Here is a 21,400-nt window from a genome sequence, read left to right as displayed (position 1 = left end):
CGCTTAAGTGAACAGCATTACGGCTTATGCCGGCCTTTTTTATTTTCTCTTCACACATTTCCAGCGCTATAGAACATGGTATCCGCAATAACATAACGACTCGAAGTTGATTTCTCTTCGTCAGAAATTCATAGGCTGATCGTTATATTTTGTAACCAATTCAGGGACACAACTCTCCTACAAATCGACCCAACCCCTGTCATATTTATTTTTCACAATGGCCCGGTCAAACAACCCATTATGAAATGAAAATATGAAACGTCGTGATTTTGTCGGCAGCGTTGCGACTTTGCCGTTTATATCTATTGCGGGATGCAAAGATTCCTCTGAGAACACCACGGAAGAGCCAATATCCACACCCATTGTCGATGGAATCGAACAGGCGCCAGACATTATCGATGTCGCCTTTAACCACGGTGTCGCATCGGGCGATCCACAGGCAGACAGAGTCATTCTCTGGACCCGCGTCAGCCCTGCATTGAGCGGTCCGCAAGCGCCCGCCAGTATTCCAGTCACCCTGATGGTGAGCCGGACGCCAGAAATGACGGACCCAACCATCATCAATACAGTCGCACTCGCTCAGCGCGATTACACAGTTAAAGTTGATGCCAGCGGTCTGGACCCGGACACCTGGTATTACTTCAGTTTTGGCGCAGGTAACGTGGTTTCTCCAGTCGGCAGAACACGTACCTTCCCTGCAAAAACACAACGCATAGAGCGCGCTCGATTTGCTACGGTTTCCTGTGCTAACTACGCCTACGGTCATTTTTCTGCCTATCAGGCGTTAGCTGACGTAAACCGTTGGGATCTCGATTTTGTTCTTCATCTGGGCGATTACCTGTATGAGTATGCTCCGGGTACTTACGACGACCCTTCGGTACCCAACAGAAGTCACGAGCCCGCGAACGAGATCGTCAGCCTGAGTGATTACCGCATCCGGCATGCACAGTACAAAACAGATACCCACCTTCAGGCAATTCATCAGCAGTACCCGATGATCTGTATCTGGGATGATCACGAGAGCACCAATGACAGCTACAAAGATGGTGCCGAGAACCACCAGCCGGAATCAGAAGGTGACTGGCCAAGTCGCAAAGCACGCGCCATTCAAGCCTACATGGAATGGATGCCGGTACGGGAAAAACCTGAAGACCCTGAGTCTATTTGGCGCAGCTTCCAGTATGGCGACCTTATAGATCTATGGATGCTCGATACACGCCTTGAGGGCCGGGATCAGCAAGTATCATCGCCTGTGGGCTTGGATAATAACGCGCCTGACCGAAAACTGATCAGTGACCAACAAATGAACTGGTGGCTAGATGGCATGACACAGTCGCAGTCCGTATGGCGCATGATCGGACAGCAAGTCATGTTCGCTCAGTTGAATATTGCTGAGCTACCCACCCCTGATGCCTTAAGTGAGATTTTACCTTTCGGGACGCTTCAGCAGGGCCTGAATATGGATCAATGGGACGGCTACACCGCATCCCGCAACCGCGTTCTTTCTCACATCGAAGAGAACAACATTGATAACGTTATTGTCTTTACCGGGGACATTCATACCTCGTGGGCCAATGAAATCTACCGCAATCCTGCAACGCTGATTGGTGACCTGACGGATGAGGCATTGGCCGTTGAATTCGTCACGCCATCTGTTACCTCACCGGGCTTTCCGGAGGGCACGAGCCCAGCGGTTTCAACAGCAATCAGTATCGCCAACCCACACATTAAATACTCAGAACTCGAAACCCGTGGCTTTGTAGTAACGGACGCAACTCGCCAGCGCACCCAAGCGGAATACTACTACGTCACCTCTATCGCAGACCCTTCGCGAGCCGGTGACCTCGACAACAGCAAAACCAAGTTAGTCAAAGTAGATGCAAAACAAAACGGCAAGCGCTACCGCCTCCAGGAAGATAACCTGACACCAACTCGCGCACGGATTGCTCAAACTAATTTTCGTGCCCCAGAAGCGCGCGCTGAAAACCAGCAGTCACTGGCAAATACCTGGGCACAAGTACATCGCCGGGAGACTACCGTATGACAATACAACGTACTTTTTTACTAAGCAGCCTGTGTTTCATTCTGCTTGGCTGTAATGGACAAGATAACAGCGGCCGTATTGGCAGTGCAGATGGGGAACCTGCTCCCACTGACATCAATGATACGGAACTCGCACCCGGGATAGACCTTGATAACGAGTCCGTACCTGAGCCCGAGGCCGTCGCCACAACACAGTTTATTGCTATGGGAGATTCAGGCACAGGTAGTCCGGGCCACTACGCGGTAGGCCAGGCCATTCGGGATGTATGCGATGTGAAAGCAGCTCAGGGCGAGGGCGCATGCGAATTCGTAATGGGGTTTGGTGACAATATTTACGAAGACGGCGTCAGCTCCGTCGACGACGCTCAATTCATTGATAAGTTCGAGGCCCCTTTCGCGCCCATCGGCGATTTGCCTTTCTATATGGCCCTCGGAAATCATGACAACACTGGCTATGTTGGTGGCGACGGCATGGGCAATTATCGCGGTGATTTTCAGGTGGAATACACCTACATCGACTACGAGCGTGGCGACGGTAGTCCACGCTGGTACATGCCCAACCGCTACTACGCGATTAATACCGAAGCGATGCCCACAACTGCAATGCCAACCACACGAGAAGGCAAACCTTTGCTAAACATCGTAACGCTGGACTCGAACCCGATTGCCAGTGCATTCGCCGACGCAGACGCCCGTTACTCATGGCAGACATATGGCATGCAGCAACTCATCTGGGCGCAGGATCAACTGATCTCATCTGAGGCCTTATTTAAAGTCGCTATTGCTCATCATCCATACCTCTCAAATGGCTCTCATGGTAATGCAGGCTTCTATGATGGTATTCCGGGCTTATTGCTACCGATGGCTGCAGGTCAACGATGGAAAGACTTTCTCGAGGAAGGCGTATGTGATTACGCCGACTACATCATGACCGGCCACGATCATGACCTACAGTTGCTGGAACCCACCGCTGAGTGCGGGCGCACCCAGCAGGTAGTGAGTGGCGCTGCGGGCAAATTCCGTTCGCTGACGGATATGCAAAGAAATGCCGCCATGTTCCAACGCGGAGACACCTATGGCTTCTTCTGGATGAAAGCGTCAGAGGCCAATCCGGTCAACGGGACACCGGCTCAAATGTGCATGGAAGTTTATACGGTTGAACCAGAAATCGAAGGCCTTGGCGTCCTGAGCCCCGAGGGTACGCTAACTCCGGCTTACACCAACTGCCTTGCCCAAAAAGACCCCGTCGGCATCGCCCGTGGACGTGATTTCTCAGCAACGCCGTTGGCCGTTCAGGTTCCTATTGCAGGAGAAAACACCGAAGTCAGCTTCGATGGAATTGCAGGTGTCTTCCGTGACGCTCTGGTCAGCGGACTGAATCAACTCAATGCGAGCAACCCAGACGAAGATAGTCGAGTAATAATCGCCGATATTATTGGTGGAATAGATGCACTGTTAATGAGTATTGATGCCACCGCATCCACGCTGACAGGTTCCAATGATGACAGCGCGATCGCCATTGACGCTATCCGGCTTGCTGCTGAACGACTTGCCGATATTGATACCAGTGCCCTTCCTGCACCGTTTGACCAGCTGGGTAGCGCCTTTAACGGCTTTGCAGAAGGCGTAGGCGGCTCCGAAAGTCCACAAGGAATCGAGCAGGATATTGCCTTACTGCTCGGGCCACTGGTGCAACTGACATTCAACTTGAACAATATTCTGGACGCGGTAGCTGAAGGCACTGAACCGCTACCACTGCTGGGCGGCATCACGGAGGTGTTAAGTACCATCACCTTTGGCGTCAGCCAGGTACTGAGCGAGGTGAGCACGCTAAAACCGGGTAATGGTGTTGAAGCATTGGTAGGCAGTATCAATAGCGCATTTGACGTTATCGTACTCAAGGTACTGCTACTGGAGCAGGCACCATCACCGATCGCTGAAAATGCAGTACTTCCCGGTAATTTATTGTCGGACGTACTGCAGAATGCGACACGAGATATAGGTTACCAATTGGATGTTCGTGTTCTTCCACCGGTTACTGGTATTCTGAACAACTTAATTGGAGGAGTGACATCGGCGATCAGGAATCTGCTCGACACGCTGCTCTGAAGTGCCATTCTGGGCGAGTATCGTAGAGATAATCGCCTTCAGGTATCATGAGGCAAGATTCTGAAGATACCTAACCACAGAGATAACATATGAAACGTGCCGCTATTCAGTATTCAGGTATAGGCCTTATCCTGATCGCATTCAGTAGTACTGCAAACGCCGTAAGCGTCAATGAAATCACTGCAAAAGAGGCTCAAGGCTGCAATTTGATTGAAACTCTCGAAGTGAGCGATAACTCTCGGGAAAAGGCTCTGAATAAACTAAAAAAAGAGGCTGCTGAAACTCGGGCCGACAGCATTCTTATTCTCGACAGTAGCGAGTCCCGCTTCCGCAAGCCGACGCTCGCCGGTGGCATAAAAACAGTAAACAAAGTCACTCTCGAGGCTGAGTTATACGATTGCCTGCAGCAGAACAAGCGACCGGATACCTCTAGTGGCAAGAAAGAGAAGAAAAAAGAAAAATCCATCAAAGAGCGCCTTGAGATACTTCAGAACCTAAGAGATGACGATCTGATTACAGGGGAAGAATATTCTCAGAAGAAGTCCGAAATCCTTCAGGATCTGTAATTAACAGGAACTTTATTAAGATTTCAAAACAATCGAAAACCCGAAATTCATTTTCGGGTTTTTTATGAATTTTTTATTTTTTTTTGAACTGTTTCACTAGCGCCCAGTCAATTAAAGCACGGCCACCCTATACAGGCTGTATTAATTTATAATATGGATGGACTACCCGTGAAACGCACTTTACTCGCTACAGTTATTTCTTCGATCAGCGTTACTGCACTGGCCGAAAACCCTTATTACGTGACTTTTGGTGGTGCCCACACCGACCACGAGGTCACCAACGAATACTTCGATGACTACATCAAACACAGCTACGACCTGGAACTCTCAGCCGGTTATATGCTGAATAGCGACACTGCGGTTGAACTCAGTATCGTACAGCCATCTCCAGATCAGATTGATGGCCGCGCCGATGTTCAGCAGGCTCGCGTTAGTGGTCTTCATTTTTTCGGTGACGATATGATTCAGCCATACGTGAGCGCTGGCCTTGGCTATGGCAAGGCAGAGCTGAACGATTTTGCTCAGGAGAACGCTCTGGTGAGTGTCGGCGCAGGCCTTCAACTGGCGGCGACCGATACCTTCTTCGCACGTGCTGAGTATCGTTACGACGATATGGTTAATGAAGACATTGAGCACAATAATTATGTGCTGGAAGCCGGCATGCGCTTTGGTAGCAACAGCGTTACTTCATCACGCGATGAAGCCGCAAACAATATGACCGACGACGTCGAAGCTGCCCATGCAGCTGCAGCGGCAGAACGCGCGAAAGCCGAGGAAGATGCTCGCCGTGCCGCCGAACTGGCTGCTGAAAAAGCCCGCATCGCTGCAAAGCTGGATACTGATAAAGACGGCGTCCCTGACCGCAAAGATAAGTGCTCAGACACACCGCAAGGTACTATGGTCGACGGTGACGGCTGCCCAGACTTCGACGGCAAGCTTCAAGGTGTTTTCTTCGAAACAGGTTCTGCGCAACTGACTGAAAACAGTGAAGCCATTCTTGATGATGTTGCTAAAGAACTGAAGCGCTATCCTGATCTGATGATCGAAATTCAGGCGTACACCGACAGTCGCGGTAGCGATGCGCTGAACCAGCGAATCAGTGAAGATCGCGCGCAGTCTGTGCGTACTTACCTGGTCGAAAAAGGCGTTAGTGCAGATAAGCTAAGCGCGAAAGGTTATGGTGAGGCCAACCCTGTTGCGTCCAACGATACAGCAGAAGGCCGGGCCCAGAACCGCCGTGTAGAACTCGCTGTTAAGAAATAACAGTCGACAATAAAAATGGCCGCAATCGCGGCCATTTTTATTATCAGAACGTATGAATCACACCCTGAAACGCTCAACAATTTCCCGCAGCCGATGCACTATCTGACCAAGATCATTGCTGTGCTCAAAGGTTCTTCCTGATGCACTCAGGGTTTGCTCTGATGCCTGACTGATCACACGAATATTCTCGTTAATTCGCGACACCACATTATTCTGGTTATCTGCCGCCGCAGAAATCCTGCTGTTCATTGATCGGATATTTTCAACGCCTGTTGCGATCTGATGAAGCGCTTCGCGTGCACGCTCAGTATCCTGCACGCCCTGCTGCGCACGGTCTTTACTGGCATCCATCACCTGAACCGCTTTCTCTGACACTTTGACAAGTCGTTCGATAATATCATTAATCTCTTTGGTCGAATCCTGAGTGCGGATTGCCAGACTTCGCACTTCATCAGCAACTACCGCAAAGCCGCGCCCCTGCTCGCCCGCACGAGCCGCTTCAATCGCCGCATTCAGGGCAAGCAGGTTAGTCTGCTCTGCAATTTCATTGATCGACTTGGCCACATGGCCAATCCCTTGCGTATCTTCAGCGAGTTGCCGTACAACCGTCACGGCGTTCTCAACTTCTGCCGCCAGCTCCTGAATCGTACCTGTCACCTGAACAACGACTTCGCTACCGCCCTCGGCATTCTCTTTCGCTGATACGGCCGCTGTTTCAGCATTTACCGCACTTTCGTTCACGCGCCCTGCAGCGTCCGATAACTCTTCTACCGCCACCAGCAGATCTTTACTTTCGCGCTGCTGCTCACCCATACCATCCCGTGTCTCACGGGTGATCAATGCCAGCTCGCCTGACACCCCCGATAGTTCAGACATAGTATGAGACAAATCACTGATTGCCGGCTGAAAGCTATTCAGCATGCGATTTGTGGCTTCTTCTACCCGGCTGAATTCGTCATTGGTGCCGAGGTTTACACGCAATGTCAGATCGGAATTAGTGCCTATCTGGCCCATCGTTTTTTCAAGACGACGAAGTGGTTGAATCACGATCCGATAAATCACAAAGTAAATCCCGGAGAGTCCGGCGATCATAAGCACAGCATTCATCATGCTACTGTTGATAAGATCACCCAGCACCTGACTGTCTTCCGCTGCCAGAGAGTAGGTAATACGTCCGGCTCCCAAGACGGTGCCTTCTGCAACCTGATGACACCCGAGGCAATTGGTACCATGACGATTTTCAACGGCAATGTAAGGCTCGATGACGGTTAATTTCCGTTCGCCATTCACGGTCTCGACGAACGACACAGCTTCGCCGTTCAAGGCGCGACGGTCGTATTCGTCCTGAGGTTTCTCGCTTGGAAACCCGGGGCCGAAGACTTTATTCACCGCCTCAGCACGCAGTACCCTGACCTCTTCAACCCCATCCTGCTGAGCGAACTTATCTCTCAGAGTATCCCGGCTCGCCATACTGCCGGTCAGCATCAACATATTGATGCCATCAAGGTAATTGTCGAGCACCTGGTTAAGATGCTGCTCGGTAGTCTCTAAAAGACGCGCTTTCTGTTGATGTGAGGAATACAGGTTGATAAACACCATGATCAGCAGGAAAACCAGGATCATCGGCGTCAGTATCTTCCACTTCACGGATTGAAATTGAGTCATTGCGCCACTCTCAGCCTGCGGGCAGAGTTCAGTTAGAAGGTGTGCCGCTCTCACATAAAGAAAGAAGCAGCTTTGCCTTCAGAGTAGACGCTTTTATCAGGATTGGCAGGAATTCGGTGGCCAGTCAGGCCACCAAGGTGTGGCAAATAAAGACAAACTTAATTAAAGGCGCATTTCGATGCCAGCTTCAGCCATGTGCTCTTTCGCCTGCTGAACGGTATATTCGCCAAAATGGAAAATACTGGCAGCAAGAACAGCGTCTGCACCGCCCAGTTTGACGCCATCAACCAGATGATCGAGGTTACCCACACCGCCAGAGGCGATGACAGGGATATTGACCGCATCAGAGATCGCTTTAGTAACGCCCAGATCAAAGCCGGTTTTCACTCCATCACGATCCATACTGGTCAGCAGGATTTCACCGGCACCAAAATCAGCCATTTTTACAGCCCATTCCACCGCATTAATGCCAGTTGGTTTGCGACCACCGTGGGTAAAAATTTCCCAGTGATCATCAACCTGCTTAGCATCAATCGCGACCACAATGCACTGCGAGCCAAACTTGTCCGCCGCTGCGCGAACAAAGTCCGGGTTATAAACCGCGGCAGAGTTAATCGAAACCTTATCCGCACCGGCGTTCAACATATTGCGGATATCGGCAATTTCGCGAATTCCGCCGCCGACCGTTAATGGTATAAACACCTGCTCGGCAATCGCTTCAACCATGTGTACGGTGGTTTCACGCTCTTCGTGGCTGGCCGTAATATCGAGGAAGGTAATCTCATCAGCGCCCTGATCGTTGTAGCGCTTCGCAATTTCGACCGGGTCACCCGCATCGCGGATACCAACGAAATTCACGCCTTTTACAACGCGACCTTTGTCAACATCCAGACACGGAATAATGCGCTTCGCCAGAGCCATGTTTATTTACCTGTGAGTTCGTCTGAAAGAGCCTGAGCTTCAGCAACATCCAGCGTGCCTTCATAAATTGCACGGCCGGTGATCGCACCCAGAATACCGCGGGACGCCACTTTCGACAGCTGACGGATATCTTCGATATTGGTAACACCGCCTGAAGCAATCACAGGGATACCACCTTCTTCCGCCAGCTGAACGGTCGCTTCAACGTTCACGCCCTGCATCATGCCGTCGCGAGCGATGTCGGTATACACAATGGCTGATACACCATCGTTACGGAACTGTTTCGCCAGATCGACGGCTTTAACTTCAGAGACTTCAGCCCAACCGTCTGTCGCCACAAAACCGTCCTGCGCATCCAGACCGACAATCACGTGACCCGGGAAAGCATCACAGGCTTCTTTTACGAACGCAGGTTCTTTGACGGCTTTGGTACCGATGATGACGTAGTTCACACCCGCTTTGATGTAATGCTCAATGGTTTCCAGTGAGCGGATACCGCCACCAATCTGAATCGGCAGGTCAGGGAATGCTTTGGCAATTGAGGTGACTGCTTCGCCATTTACCGGCTCACCAGCAAAGGCACCGTTCAGATCGACGAGGTGCAGACGACGACAGCCCGCATCGACCCAACGCTTCGCCATAGACACAGGATCATCACCAAACACGGTAGAGTCATCCATTCGGCCCTGACGCAGGCGAACGCACTGGCCATCTTTGAGATCAATAGCGGGAATAACGAGCATGAGAGTAACCTTAAAAGAGTAACCTTAAATTTGAATCGTTAACCGGGTAGCCAGATCAGGACTGGCCATCCCAGTTCAGGAAGTTCTTGAGCAATGCGAGACCGGCATTGTGGCTTTTTTCAGGGTGAAACTGCACGGCAAAGACGTTGTCCTGTCCCATGGCTGCAGCAAAGTCGACCCCATAATGACCATGGCCTTTCACCTGCTCCTCATCTTCTGCCTTCACGTGATAGGAATGCACGAAATAGAAGCGGGTATCATCTGCGATGCCTGTCCAGAGAGGGTGTTTACCCTGAGAGACAGTGTTCCAACCCATGTGAGGCACTTTAAGTCGCTCACCGTTTTCTCTCAGGTCATCACCAAAATACTTAACCTGGCCGCGGAACAGGCCAAGGCAATCGACACCACCATTCTCTTCGCTGCGCTCCATCATGGCCTGCAAACCAACACAGATACCGAGCAATGGTTTAGTAGCAGCGACTTCGCGAACAACCGCATCTATCCCCTGCGCATGTATTTCAGCCATACAGTCACGGATTGCACCCACGCCAGGTAGCACCACGTGATCGGCCTTGAGTATGACTTCAGGGTCACCTGTCACCAGGACCTGAGTATCAGGTGCCACGCTCTGAAGTGCACCATGCGCAGAGTGCAGGTTGCCCATGCCGTAATCTATAACGGCACAAATCTTACTGGTCATGACTTAAAGGCTACCCTTGGTCGATGGTGTCACACCCGCCATCCGCGGATCTTGCTCTACCGCCATGCGCAGCGCTCTGCCAAACGCCTTAAAGATCGTCTCGGCCTGGTGGTGCGCATTGAAGCCTTTGAGGTTATCGATGTGCAGTGTCACTTTGGCGTGATTTACAAACCCCTGGAAGAATTCCCAGAAGAGTTGGGTATCAAGGCGGCCGATAGCAGCGCGCGTGAAATCAACTTTCATATCAAGACCAGGACGCCCGGAGAAATCAATCACAACACGCGATAAAGCTTCGTCCAGCGGCACATATGAATGACCGTAGCGAACGATGCCTTTTTTATCGCCGATTGCCTGCGCGAACGCTTGTCCGAGCGTAATACCGATATCTTCCACCGTGTGGTGGTCATCGATGTGCGTATCACCCTTGCAGGTGATGTCCAGATCAATCAGGCCATGGCGCGCGATCTGATCCATCATGTGCTCAAGGAACGGAACACCTGTATCGAATTTGGCCTGACCCGTGCCATCAAGGTTAATCTTAACGGTGATCTGGGTTTCCAGCGTGTTACGCTCTACTGACGCCGTGCGTGCCATAATGAGATTGTCTCCGGACTCTCGCAAAACAGAAAAGAAAGCATTATAAAGCAAAGCGCACCAGAAAGTAGGCCGTAAGCTTGTGAAAGTAATAAATCCTGCCTGACTGATGCACCACACCGTGAACAAGCCAAAGAACAGGAGCCTGATGTGCCGGTAAAACTGGAGCACCTGACAGAGCCAACCGAAGACGACTTCGTCGATTTTGAGAAAATCCGCAATGATACTGCGCCTCACGGACTTGCGGTCGACGAGCCTCTGCGCGAATGGATTACCGAGAATCGCTGGATCGTTGGTGGTAGATTTAACGACCGCATTATTGGCGCGTTACTGGCAGAGCGGACTGGCGACCACGTGAGGCTGTCGAAGGCAGGCGTTCGTCGAATCACTCAAGGCCGTGGTGTTATGCATCAGATGCTGCACTTTTTGTGCAAATGGGCGGATGAAGAATCGCTGACTCTGGAGTTTAACGATAGTGAAGACTCACTGTCCGAAGCCATCCTGCGACGAAATTTTGAACGTCAGGGTGACCTTCTGGTCTACAAAAGGACTAAATAAGCAGCCACTGTTGCACAGGTGTAACAAATAATTGTGAACATCCGTCTAGGCAGCTGATACGTATCGTTAGATACTGATGAAAAATGATAAGGACGTAACCGTGCTGAAAATACTCTCCCTTTTTACATTGATGATGTTTGCGGTAACGCAGGCATTCGCCAGTGACGACAAGCCACTGAAAGTGGTTGAGCAAGCCACCAACGGTGTCATCGCTGAACTGAAGAAAACCGAACCTGAAGAGCGCGATGCTCAGATGGTTGAGCGCCTGGTAGAAGAATACATCCTTCCGGCAATCGACCAGGAAAAGATCGCAATGGGCGCACTGGGCAAATACTGGCGCCGTGCAACACCAGAAGAGCAGCAGCGCTTCATTACTATTTTCCGTGATCGCCAGTTGCGCACCTATGGCGGTGCTTTTAAGGCATTCAGCGGTGAATCTTTGGAGTTCTCAGACACCCGCTACAGCCCAGACGGTGGCCGCGCTATCGTGAAAGGCCAGTTCACCCAGAGTAATGGCAATAAAGTCCCTGTGGATTTCCGCCTGTACGAGGACAAAGATTCAGGCAACTGGCTGGTCTACGACGCTGTTATTTCTGGTCTGAGTATGGTGAAAACCTACCGCACACAGCTTTCTGACCGCTTGCAGAGCATCAGCATTGGCGAACTTATCGCCGAACTGGAAAGCGAACCCGTCAAGCCATATGATCCTGAAGAGCTTCAGGCTGGCTCATAAGCCACTGGCTCTCCCAAAAAAGCCGCTGAACAGCGGCTTTTTTTGTGACCAGCCACCGGTAAAATCAACGAATTAGTACTAAACTGAGTTGATTGGGTTTTCCACTAGAGCGCATCAAAATGCGCCATCTAATAAAAGATGACCTTTAAAAGGCCGTATTGGCCGTCTTGCATTCACATAACTGACGCAGCACTCTGTAGAGCGCGTTTATTCGGATTACCGGCACAGTATGATTGGCAGCAGAATGTACATCACAATGACACTTCAGGAAGGAGCGCTTCCTTGGCTGCCATACAACACTCCCGTTGGGAGAGTAGTGCCATGACGCTTTTCAAAACTCAGTCCCTGCGCCGACGCCTTGTTCTTATTTCATTGATTACAACGGGTCTGACACTGCTGCTGGCTAATTTCGCCTATATTTCGCTCGAGTACTACCTTGCCAAGCGCGATACAGAGAACAAGCTACAGGTGTTAGGGGACGTTATTTCAGACCGTATCACTGCCGCACTGACCTTCAACGATAAGGCGCTGCTTGAGAGCAACCTGAACACCCTTCAGTCTGACGGCGCAATAGTCCGTGGCTGTATTTATCGCCAGGATCAGACACTTGCGGCCAGCTACCACTCGAAGGCACATGAGCGTATTGATTGTCCGAATTACCTGCCACGAGTCGATACCCTCAAGACCTACAATTTTTCACGCTTCTTCCCCGTTACCCGAGCTGAAGAACCTATAGGCACTTTGTACATCGAAAGCAGCCGCGACCAACTACTCGAACGTTTCTTTCAGTTTTTGGTGTTCTCTATCATCATCATGCTGACGGCATTCGCACTTGCTCTGTTTCTCGCCAATAAGCTTAAAGATGTGATCTCCAGACCGATGCGCGAACTCAGTGATACGCTGACGGAGATCCTGAACAAAAAGGTCTATTCGATTCGGGCAACGAAAACGAATAACGATGAACTCGGTGATCTGGTTGATCTTTTTAACCGCCTGCTGACGACCATCGATGATGAAAACCAGTCGTTAAAAGCATCGGAAGAAAGGTTCAGAAAACTGACCGCATTATCTCCGGTAGGTATTTTTCAGGTCGATCCGAACCAGAATCTGCAATACGTTAACCAGCGCTGGCGCGACATTCATGGCCTGACAAGCGAGCACCCCGACCTTCAGGACTGGTTTGAAATGATCAACCCGAAAGATCTGGTGAATGTTCAGGAGGCTTGGAACCGCCTGGTTCTGGATCAAGAAAGCATTGCGCTGGAAATCCGCCTGACCCGTCCGGATATGGCGCATACATGGATTCATCTGATGGCCAGTGCGCTGCATGATCGTGACGGTCAGTTACTCGGCTACTTAGGTGCAATTTCAGATATTTCTGAACTGAAAGCGGCTCAGGTGCAGATGGAAACCCTCGCTTTCTTCGACCCACTGACGGGGCTGGCGAACCGGCGCCTGTTTAAGAATCGTTTGGTCACCTCAGTAAAAGGGGCTATCCGCTCAGGAAAATCCATGGCCCTGATGTTCCTGGATATGGACCAGTTCAAACGTGTGAACGACACCCTGGGACATGATGCGGGTGATATTCTACTCAAGGAGGTATCTAACCGCCTGAGCAACACCGTGCGCGAAAACGACACAGTATCCAGAATCGGCGGTGATGAATTCACGATCCTGCTGACAGATATCAGCTCAGTGCAGGACGTTCGTGCCGTCGCAGAAAAAATTCTGCGCGCCATGTCAAAACCTATCCGCGTAAAAGGTCAGGATATTCTCACGTCGGTGAGTATTGGCATCACAATGACGCCTGATGATTCAACAGACACCAACGTGCTGATGAAGAACGCAGACCTGGCCATGTATTCGGCAAAAGAGCAGGGACGGAATAACTTCCAGTTCTTCTCTGAAGAGATGAATCACTCTATTCTCGAACACCTCGCTATCGAGAAAGAGATCAACGAAGCGATAGAACGCAATCAGTTCACCCTGTTCTATCAGCCTAAGATCAGCCTGTTCGACTACCGTACCACAGGCATCGAGACACTGATTCGCTGGCAGCACCCCGACAAAGGTATCATCACACCGGATAACTTTATCCCGGTCGCCGAAGAAACAGGCCAGATTATTGATATAGGTAACTGGGTGCTGGAACAGGCATGCCGCCAGATCAGTAGCCTTATCCGCAAGAACATAATGCCAGCAGATGCCAAGGTTGCGGTTAACCTGTCAGCCAAGCAGTTCACCGATCCGGATCTCGCAGGCCGTATTCGCAATGTGCTTGAGATCACGGAAATTCCACCGCGCTGCCTGGAACTGGAAATCACCGAAAGTACGCTGATGGATGATGTTGAAGAAGCCATCCGCATCATGCAGGAAATCAAATCGACAGGGGTATCCATTGCCATCGACGACTTCGGTACTGGTTATTCTTCGCTGTCTTATATCAAGCGCTTCCCGATTGATGTGCTTAAAGTCGACCGCTCTTTCGTCATGGACATCCCGGATGACAAAAACGACATGGCAATCACCGCTGCGGTCATCGCAATGGCCCACAAGCTCGATCTGAACGTGGTTGCCGAAGGCGTCGAGACAGATGAACAGCTCCAGTATCTGCGATTGAATAACTGCGATGAAGGTCAGGGCTACCTGTTCAGCCGTCCACTATCCCTCGGACAGCTACACCAGTACCTGATTGTCTCAGCCGAGCGACGCAGCAACAGCTACGAAATCTGAGCCATATCCTTCATACTGCCCGCCGTTTTAACAGAAACCGGACACTATGAAAGACTCAGCCTTTAGTGAAACTGTGCTCGCCTGGTATGAGGTTCACGGGCGAAAGCATCTTCCCTGGCAACAGAACATCACCCCATACCATGTCTGGGTGTCTGAGATCATGCTGCAGCAGACTCAGGTAGCCACCGTTATCCCCTATTACGAACGCTTTATGGCAAGTTTCCCCACGGTCGAAGCTCTGGCCAACGCCACCCAGGATGACGTACTTCACCACTGGACCGGGCTTGGCTATTACGCCCGCGGCAGAAACCTTCACAAATGCGCTCAGACAGTCGTTAGCGAATACGACGGAGAGTTTCCCAGATCAGTAGAGGGCCTGAGTGCTTTGCCGGGCATAGGACGTTCAACCGCTGGGGCTATCGCCTCTATTAGTATGGGCATCCGCGCACCGATTCTCGATGGCAACGTAAAGCGAGTACTTACCCGCTTTTATACCCTCTCCGGGTGGCCCGGTACCACAGCAGTCGAAAAAGAGCTTTGGAATATTGCGACACGGCTGACGCCCCAACACAGCCACCAGCAATATACACAGGCGATGATGGATCTGGGCGCGACCCTGTGCACACGCTCAAAGCCGGCTTGCGGCATTTGTCCGCTGCAGCCTGACTGCCAGGGGTATGCTGAAGGTAATCCAACGCAATACCCGAACAGCAAGCCAAAGAAGGAAAAACCAGTAAGAAGTACCGTTATGGTAATTCTGGAGAACGAACTGGGTGAGCTACTACTGAAGCAGCGGCCTCAAAGTGGTATCTGGGGCGGGCTGTGGAGCTTTCCCGAAGTCGAAAACACCGCTGAAACGGAGCAGATTATTCTGAGCGAGACTGGCCACACAGAGGCTGAAAGTCAGACTCTGAACACCTTCAGACATACCTTTTCGCACTACCACCTTGATATCACCCCAGTGCACGTAATACTGAAACGACCTGCTGCGACTGTGCATGAAAACAACGTCCACTGGTACAATACCTCCTCACCCAGCGCCATTGGTCTGGCTGCACCGGTGAAAAAACTACTTACATTGATCACTCAGGAGTAAGCATGGCCAACACGGTACACTGTCGTAAATACGGTGAAGAACTCCCCGCTCTGACCACTCCACCCTTCCCCGGACCTGCCGGTGAAAAAATCATGGAAACTGTCTCTGCAAAAGCATGGGAAGAATGGATCGAGCACCAAAAGCGCCTGATTAACGAGAAGCACCTGAGCGTTATGGACCCCGAAGCCCGCAAGTACCTGACCGAGCAGCGCGAGAAGTTTCTCAGTGGTGGGGATTTCGATCAGGCTGAAGGCTATGTTCCTGAAAATTAAGAAAAATCGCCGAATAGCTGTTGACAGTATGCGACGAGCGCGGTTTAATACGCGCCACTCAACGGACACACAGTCCTGACGAGATGCCCAGATAGCTCAGTCGGTAGAGCAGCGGATTGAAAATCCGCGTGTCGGTGGTTCGATTCCGCCTCTGGGCACCACTTATTTCTACAAAGAGCCTCGCAATTGCGGGGCTTTTTGTTATCTGAAATATGACCACCGCCACCCGTGTCGGTGAGCTGGGCGCCCCCGTTCGATGTCCGCCTCTGGGCACCACTTATTCGAAAAGCTCGTACAGAAATGTACGGGCTTTTTTATTGCTTACAAGAAAGTGAAACACTCCATCGAACTCGTTCGATTCATCAAAGCCATCCCTGGCTTTGCCCCTCCGGGCGGCCTGCGGCCGTGCAAATCTGATCCCGTCAGATTTGTCCGCCTATTCCAAAAGCCTGTACAGAAATATACGGGCTTTTTTTATTGCCTGAGACAAACCACCGCGACGAATGGTGAGCAGAGCTGCCTACAGCCGTGTATTGCTTGATGATAGATCGACCCACACCACTTCAACGAAAAGTTCCGTAAAAAAATATAGGAACCTTTAGATAAATACGCGTACAGATAAGTAACCTCATTGATTTTGGAGTATGTATGTCTATTTCTTCTGGTTCACTGAAACCGTCACTTCTGGCAGTCGCGACGTCGGCTTTAATTCTGACTGGCTGCGGTGGTGATGGCAGCAGTAATGATGATGACGGCGAGACCGGTAAAGTATCCATGAGTGTGACTGATGCGCCGGTAAATTCAGCACTTGGCGTATACGTACAGTTCTCTGGTGTTGTTCTGATTAAAGATGATGAAACACAGGAAGAGCTGACGTTCGATGAGCCAAAGCAGATTAACCTGTTAGATTATCAAGCGGGCAATAGTGTAGAACTGTTTACCGATTTCGAAGTAGAAGCTGGCGAGTACTCTCAAATCCGCCTGATGGTAGATACCGAAGGAAATAATGACACTTATATCTCGTTTGCTGATGGCTCATTTGAGCTGGAAATTCCAAGTGGTGAGCAGACGGGTCTGAAACTCGTCAGTGGTTTCACCGTGACGGCCGACGAATCAGTCTCTTTCATGCTGGACTTCGATCTGCGCAAAGCGATTACGGTGACAGGCACTGGCGATTACAAGCTACGTCCGACGATCCGTTTGATTGATCTGGCCGATTACGGTGCGATTACCGGCACATTGTCTTCTGAACTTTGCAACAGCGAAGACACGAAAGCGGTGTATGTCTATGAAGGTGAGGTTACAGAACCAGACGACCTGGGAACCGACGGCGAGCCAGTGGCAACAGCGTCAGTTGATGCTGAACTTTCGTACACGGCGTCTTACCTGACACCAGGCGATTACACTGTCGCTGTGACGTGTCAGGCTGAACTGGATGATCCGGAAGTAGATGACGAAGAATTTGGTCAGGGCGAAGGTTTCAGCTTCGTAAGTGCGGTGGTTACTATCGAAACAGACGGTACAGTAACGGTAGATGCTAACCCTTAATAAGCGTTTCGGCGCAAGCTATGGCACAAGGAGGTGCCGCTACCCCCTCCCCTTTTCAGCCCACTAACATCACCAGCATGAGTATGCTGGCTGACACGAACGCACCGATAATATGAACATGTAAAAACGCCGGTTGGCTGAGTTCTGTTTCTTCCATTGCCCGCAACCCTGAAACCATGAACGACTGTTTATAGTAAGAACCATGAGCGCTAATTCTTCCAGAAACCGTCTGTGGCTTTTTGTTGTTTGCGAGCCTTACATTCGGTTACGTCGTCAAAAAATCGCGCACTGTCGAGATCTCTTCGCCCGACAGCAGCGCCGGCGCGTGACCTGCGTCAGGGATAGTTACATGGTAGGTGTTTTTGCGTTCGCACATCCGCACCAAGCCCTCTTCCGTCAGCAGGTCTGATTGCTCTCCCCGGATCACCAAGACCGGACAGGATACAAGCTTCCAGATACCGGTAAGGTCAATATCCTCGCTAAGACCATCAAACGCATTACTGATCGCCGGGTCGTACGTCAGCCGCCAGTTGCCTGATTCGTCCTTTCGCGCAGCGTGAGTCGCCATGGTACGCCACTGAGCATCGCTCAACTGGCCAAACCCGGCAGCAATGACCCGTAGATAATCTTCCACCTCTCCCAAAGACGAGAAGGCAGGCGCTTGCCCGACATAATCCGCCAGTCTTTTCAGTCCTGCCACAGGGATTTCGGGGCCGATATCATTGAGTACCAGCCGGTCTATCTGAGTCGCCGGACTGGCCGCGATCATCATTCCGATCAGCCCTCCCATAGAGGTGCCAAGCCAATCGAAACGGTCTTCGCCGGTGATGTCTGCCAGATGAGTCATCAGCTGCTGCATTAAGCTGATGTAAAGCGGATACCCATAGTGACTGGGGTCACTCAGCCAGTCACTGTCGCCGCGACCGATCATGTCGACCGTAACCACGCGATAGTGTGATGCGAGCGCAGACGCTATTTCGTCAAAATCATGGCGATTACGGGTGAGGCCGTGCACACAGATAAGAACCGGGGCTGTCGCAGAGGCAGACCGCTGCCACATCTGGAATGCCAGCTGTTTGCGACCTTCTGGTGTCTCAACACTGTAGAAGTGAGTGTGGGTTTCCAATGCCATGAGCGACTCCTGTGAGGGCGGTGTATTCAATGTTACACAGCCCGGTGAGCCCGGCAAGGCAAAGCCAGCTTGTAATTGATCTCAGTCGCTGACTTTCTGTTTCAGCACGAGTGGGCTGACGTTGCGGCTGACGAGGATGTCCTGCGCTTTATTAAGTTTGGAGCGGTCGGTATACGGCCCGACAAATACCCGGTGCCATGTCGAACCGTTGACTGCACTGCTTTCGAGGTAGGCAGGTAAGCCCTCAAGAATCAGCTCTGCTCGCATCCGGTCCGCATCACTGTCTGAGCGGAAAGAGCCAGCCTGAAGACGATACTCATACTTGGCTGCGGCATCCTTAGGCGTCGATTTGTACTCTTCAACGTCTGGGACTTCAACGGTCTGCTTTTCCAGCAGGCGGTAAAAATCATAAGAAGGTTTCACCTTACTCTCAATTTTTGCCGCATCTTCGCGGGCTTTCGCCGCGCTTTCTTCAAGTACTTTACGTGCATCACCGCGAACGGCTTCGAGCTCGTCGCCCGCCGGAATCGTCGAGAGATAAAAAATAAAACCGACAAAACCAATAGCGATAGCGGGTGTGGTTACCCACACCCAGGCCGGTACTTTAGAGCTGTTATCAGACATCAACTTACCCAGAGAAATACGTTCGCGATCACACTACCATACTCTTTCAGTATTACTGTGACCGATTACATCTCTTCCGGTGCACTGACGCCCAAAAGATACAGGCCGTTATGCAGAACCTGACGCACAGACTCAGCCAGAGCCAGGCGCGCGTTACGCAGGTCGGCATCCTCTACCAGGGTTTTTTCTGAGTTGTACCAGGTATGGAAATCACCCGCCAGTTCTCTCAGGAAGTTAGCAATCTGATGAGGTTCGCTGGCATCGGCGGCGCGGCGAACGATTTCAGGGAAACGACCGACCTTAACCATCATTTCTTTTTCAGTTTCAAGCGTCAGCGCGCCCAAAGCAGCAAGGCCCGTTTCAGCATCCCAGCTCTGACCTGCTTCTGCCAGTTTACGGAAAATCGAACATACCCGCGCATGCGCATACTGAACGTAATACACAGGGTTGTCTGACGACTGAGAGCGCGCCAGGTCGATATCAAAGGTGAGCTGTCCATCGGCCTTACGGGCTGCAAGGAAGTAACGGGTGGCGTCGCGACCGACTTCGTCGATCAAGTCACGCAGAGTAACGTAGCTTCCCGCACGCTTGGAGATCTTAACTTCTTCACCGCCACGCATTACGGTCACCATCTGGTGCAGTACATAACCCGGCCAGCCTTCTGGAATACCGGCGTTCAGCGCCTGCAAACCTGCACGCACACGGGTAATGGTTGAGTGGTGATCAGCACCCTGTTCGTTGATTACGAGAGTAAAACCACGCTGCCATTTGTTCAGGTGGTAGGCGACATCCGGAACGAAGTAGGTATAGCCACCGTCTGTTTTACGCATGACACGGTCTTTATCATCGCCAAAGTCAGTGGTGCGCAACCAGAGAGCGCCTCCGTCTTCGTAGGTGTAACCATTTTTAATCAGTGTCTGAACGGCTTCTTCAACCTTACCTTCGGTGTAGAGCGAGGATTCAAGGAAGTAGACGTCAAAATCGACACCGAATGCCTTGAGATCAAGATCCTGCTCGTTGCGCAGATAAGCGACTGCAAAGTGACGAATACCTTCGAGGTCCTCAGCGTCTTTGGTGCCTGTGAAGCTCTGATCTTCAGACGATACGGTGTCACCACGCATAAAGCTCTCGGCGAGATCAATGATGTACTCGCCGCGGTAGCCGTCTTCTGGCCAGCTTGCATCGTCAGGGGTCAGGCCCTTACACCGCGCCTGAACCGACAAAGCAAGGTTATTAATCTGCTGGCCTGCATCGTTGTAGTAAAACTCACGGGTGACGTCCCAGCCTGTCGCTTCGAGGAGGCGACACAGGCAATCACCGACGGCGGCTCCACGGCCATGGCCAATATGCAAAGGACCGGTCGGGTTGGCCGACACAAATTCGACCTGCACCTTTTTGCCTTGGCCAACATCAGAGCGACCATATTCGTTTTTCTGATCCAGAACAGCTTTGACCAGTGACGACGTAGACTCATCACTCAGATAGAAGTTGATAAACCCTGGGCCTGCAATTTCGGTCTTCTCGACGAGGCTACTTTCTGGCAGAGCGTCGACCACCAGCTGAGCGAGTTCACGTGGATTCTTACCAGCAGGCTTTGCCAGCATCATCGCCAGGTTCGTTGCCAGATCACCGTGTGCTTTATCGCGGGTATTATCGACCTGAATTCGCGGTTCGAGGTCTGCTGGAAGTACATTCTGTTCTTTCAGAACGCTGACAGCGGCACTAAGTAACTCGGCAATCTGAGGTTTCATATAGAGATCCGGCCCGGAGAAGTGTGTTATTCAGAAGGGGGCGGATTATCGCAAAATTAACGCCAAGGTTGAAGCACACAACAACGCCCGAGTCCCGACGTTACGCTGTATCAGAGAACCGTCAGGAACGAAACGCCATACAATCCCGAAAACCCTGGCGCTTCGCCATCAATAGTTGCCTCCGACATCACTCGGGATACGCGATACTTGTGCATATTTCGCAACAGCTCTCCGGCGGACAATTGCTGCGCGCTGTTCTCGCCATAGAGACGTTGATGAAGCGCAGGAATGACTCAGGTCATGACCTATTTTCAGAATACTCCTCCTGTAAGTGGTATGCTGTAAATTC

At 51.3% G+C, this 21,400-nt stretch carries 18 protein-coding genes and 1 tRNA gene; 11 read left to right on the top strand and 8 right to left on the bottom strand.

What is annotated here, in order from left to right:
- The first annotated feature begins 253 nt into the window (after positions 1-253).
- From B2R29_RS12605 to B2R29_RS12590, 4 genes are all read left to right on the top strand, one after another.
- Complete coding sequence (locus B2R29_RS12605) at positions 254-2,044, top strand: alkaline phosphatase D family protein (protein ID WP_301181389.1); 1,791 nt, start codon at positions 254-256, stop codon at positions 2,042-2,044.
- Positions 2,041-4,152 carry a metallophosphoesterase gene (locus B2R29_RS12600; protein ID WP_301181388.1) on the top strand — a complete coding sequence of 704 codons (2,112 nt, stop codon included), beginning with the start codon at positions 2,041-2,043 and terminating at the stop codon, positions 4,150-4,152. Before B2R29_RS12605 ends, B2R29_RS12600 begins: the two co-directional genes overlap by 4 nt.
- An 89-nt stretch (positions 4,153-4,241) precedes the next feature.
- Positions 4,242-4,718, top strand: a complete 477-nt coding sequence (locus B2R29_RS12595; protein WP_301181387.1) for a hypothetical protein — start codon at positions 4,242-4,244, stop codon at positions 4,716-4,718.
- 168 nt (positions 4,719-4,886) lie between these two features.
- Positions 4,887-5,981, top strand: coding sequence for an OmpA family protein (locus B2R29_RS12590; RefSeq protein WP_301181386.1), 1,095 nt, complete (start codon positions 4,887-4,889; stop codon positions 5,979-5,981).
- A 57-nt stretch (positions 5,982-6,038) separates the two neighbouring features.
- Here B2R29_RS12590 and B2R29_RS12585 read toward each other — a convergent pair whose 3' ends face one another.
- The 5 genes from B2R29_RS12585 to hisB form a co-directional block, all read right to left on the bottom strand.
- Complete coding sequence (locus B2R29_RS12585) at positions 6,039-7,646, bottom strand: methyl-accepting chemotaxis protein (RefSeq protein ID WP_301181385.1); 1,608 nt, start codon at positions 7,644-7,646, stop codon at positions 6,039-6,041.
- A 162-nt stretch (positions 7,647-7,808) separates the two neighbouring features.
- Positions 7,809-8,567, bottom strand: coding sequence for an imidazole glycerol phosphate synthase subunit HisF (gene hisF / locus B2R29_RS12580; RefSeq protein WP_301181384.1), 759 nt, complete (start codon positions 8,565-8,567; stop codon positions 7,809-7,811).
- 2 nt (positions 8,568-8,569) lie between these two features.
- Positions 8,570-9,310, bottom strand: a complete 741-nt coding sequence (hisA, locus tag B2R29_RS12575; RefSeq protein ID WP_301181383.1) for a 1-(5-phosphoribosyl)-5-[(5-phosphoribosylamino)methylideneamino]imidazole-4-carboxamide isomerase — start codon at positions 9,308-9,310, stop codon at positions 8,570-8,572.
- A 55-nt stretch (positions 9,311-9,365) separates the two neighbouring features.
- Positions 9,366-10,010: an imidazole glycerol phosphate synthase subunit HisH gene (gene hisH / locus B2R29_RS12570; RefSeq protein WP_301181382.1), complete on the bottom strand. Its 645-nt coding sequence runs from the start codon at positions 10,008-10,010 to the stop codon at positions 9,366-9,368.
- 3 nt (positions 10,011-10,013) lie between these two features.
- A complete protein-coding gene (hisB, locus tag B2R29_RS12565) occupies positions 10,014-10,604 on the bottom strand; it encodes an imidazoleglycerol-phosphate dehydratase HisB (protein WP_068443808.1) in 591 nt (196 codons plus the stop codon).
- A gap of 150 nt (positions 10,605-10,754) precedes the next feature.
- On the opposite strand from hisB, the gene B2R29_RS12560 reads away from it, so the two are divergent.
- The 7 genes from B2R29_RS12560 to B2R29_RS12530 all read left to right on the top strand — a co-directional run bounded on the left by B2R29_RS12560 (position 10,755) and on the right by B2R29_RS12530 (position 17,544).
- Positions 10,755-11,162 (top strand): acetyl-CoA sensor PanZ family protein, encoded by a 408-nt coding sequence (locus B2R29_RS12560; protein WP_301181381.1) that lies wholly within the window; start codon positions 10,755-10,757, stop codon positions 11,160-11,162.
- Between the two features lie 76 nt (positions 11,163-11,238).
- The gene (locus tag B2R29_RS12555) at positions 11,239-11,895 is read left to right on the top strand and encodes an MlaC/ttg2D family ABC transporter substrate-binding protein (RefSeq protein ID WP_301181380.1); all 657 of its coding nucleotides are present in this window, start codon (positions 11,239-11,241) and stop codon (positions 11,893-11,895) included.
- Between the two features lie 321 nt (positions 11,896-12,216).
- Complete coding sequence (locus B2R29_RS12550; RefSeq protein WP_301181379.1) at positions 12,217-14,628, top strand: bifunctional diguanylate cyclase/phosphodiesterase; 2,412 nt, start codon at positions 12,217-12,219, stop codon at positions 14,626-14,628.
- Positions 14,629-14,674: 46 nt separating this feature from the next.
- Positions 14,675-15,724: an A/G-specific adenine glycosylase gene (mutY, locus tag B2R29_RS12545; RefSeq protein ID WP_301181378.1), complete on the top strand. Its 1,050-nt coding sequence runs from the start codon at positions 14,675-14,677 to the stop codon at positions 15,722-15,724.
- A 2-nt stretch (positions 15,725-15,726) separates the two neighbouring features.
- Complete coding sequence (locus tag B2R29_RS12540; RefSeq protein ID WP_297530766.1) at positions 15,727-15,996, top strand: oxidative damage protection protein; 270 nt, start codon at positions 15,727-15,729, stop codon at positions 15,994-15,996.
- Between the two features lie 85 nt (positions 15,997-16,081).
- A tRNA-Phe gene (locus B2R29_RS12535) sits at positions 16,082-16,157 on the top strand.
- Positions 16,158-16,644: 487 nt separating this feature from the next.
- Complete coding sequence (locus tag B2R29_RS12530) at positions 16,645-17,544, top strand: DUF4382 domain-containing protein (protein WP_301181377.1); 900 nt, start codon at positions 16,645-16,647, stop codon at positions 17,542-17,544.
- Between the two features lie 265 nt (positions 17,545-17,809).
- Here the strand turns inward: B2R29_RS12530 and B2R29_RS12525 are convergent, their stop codons facing one another.
- From B2R29_RS12525 to argS, 3 genes are all read right to left on the bottom strand, one after another.
- Positions 17,810-18,676, bottom strand: a complete 867-nt coding sequence (locus B2R29_RS12525; protein ID WP_301181376.1) for an alpha/beta fold hydrolase — start codon at positions 18,674-18,676, stop codon at positions 17,810-17,812.
- A gap of 81 nt (positions 18,677-18,757) precedes the next feature.
- Positions 18,758-19,300, bottom strand: coding sequence for an SPOR domain-containing protein (locus B2R29_RS12520; RefSeq protein ID WP_297530780.1), 543 nt, complete (start codon positions 19,298-19,300; stop codon positions 18,758-18,760).
- 65 nt (positions 19,301-19,365) lie between these two features.
- Complete coding sequence (gene argS, locus B2R29_RS12515) at positions 19,366-21,051, bottom strand: arginine--tRNA ligase (RefSeq protein WP_301181375.1); 1,686 nt, start codon at positions 21,049-21,051, stop codon at positions 19,366-19,368.
- Positions 21,052-21,400 lie beyond the last annotated feature (349 nt).

This window comes from Thalassolituus sp. UBA3500, from assembly GCF_002377545.1.
Taxonomy (GTDB): Bacteria; Pseudomonadota; Gammaproteobacteria; order Pseudomonadales; family Oceanobacteraceae; genus Thalassolituus.
The sequence above is the reverse complement of the archived record's forward strand: the minus strand, read 5'-3'. Positions and strand labels throughout refer to the sequence as shown.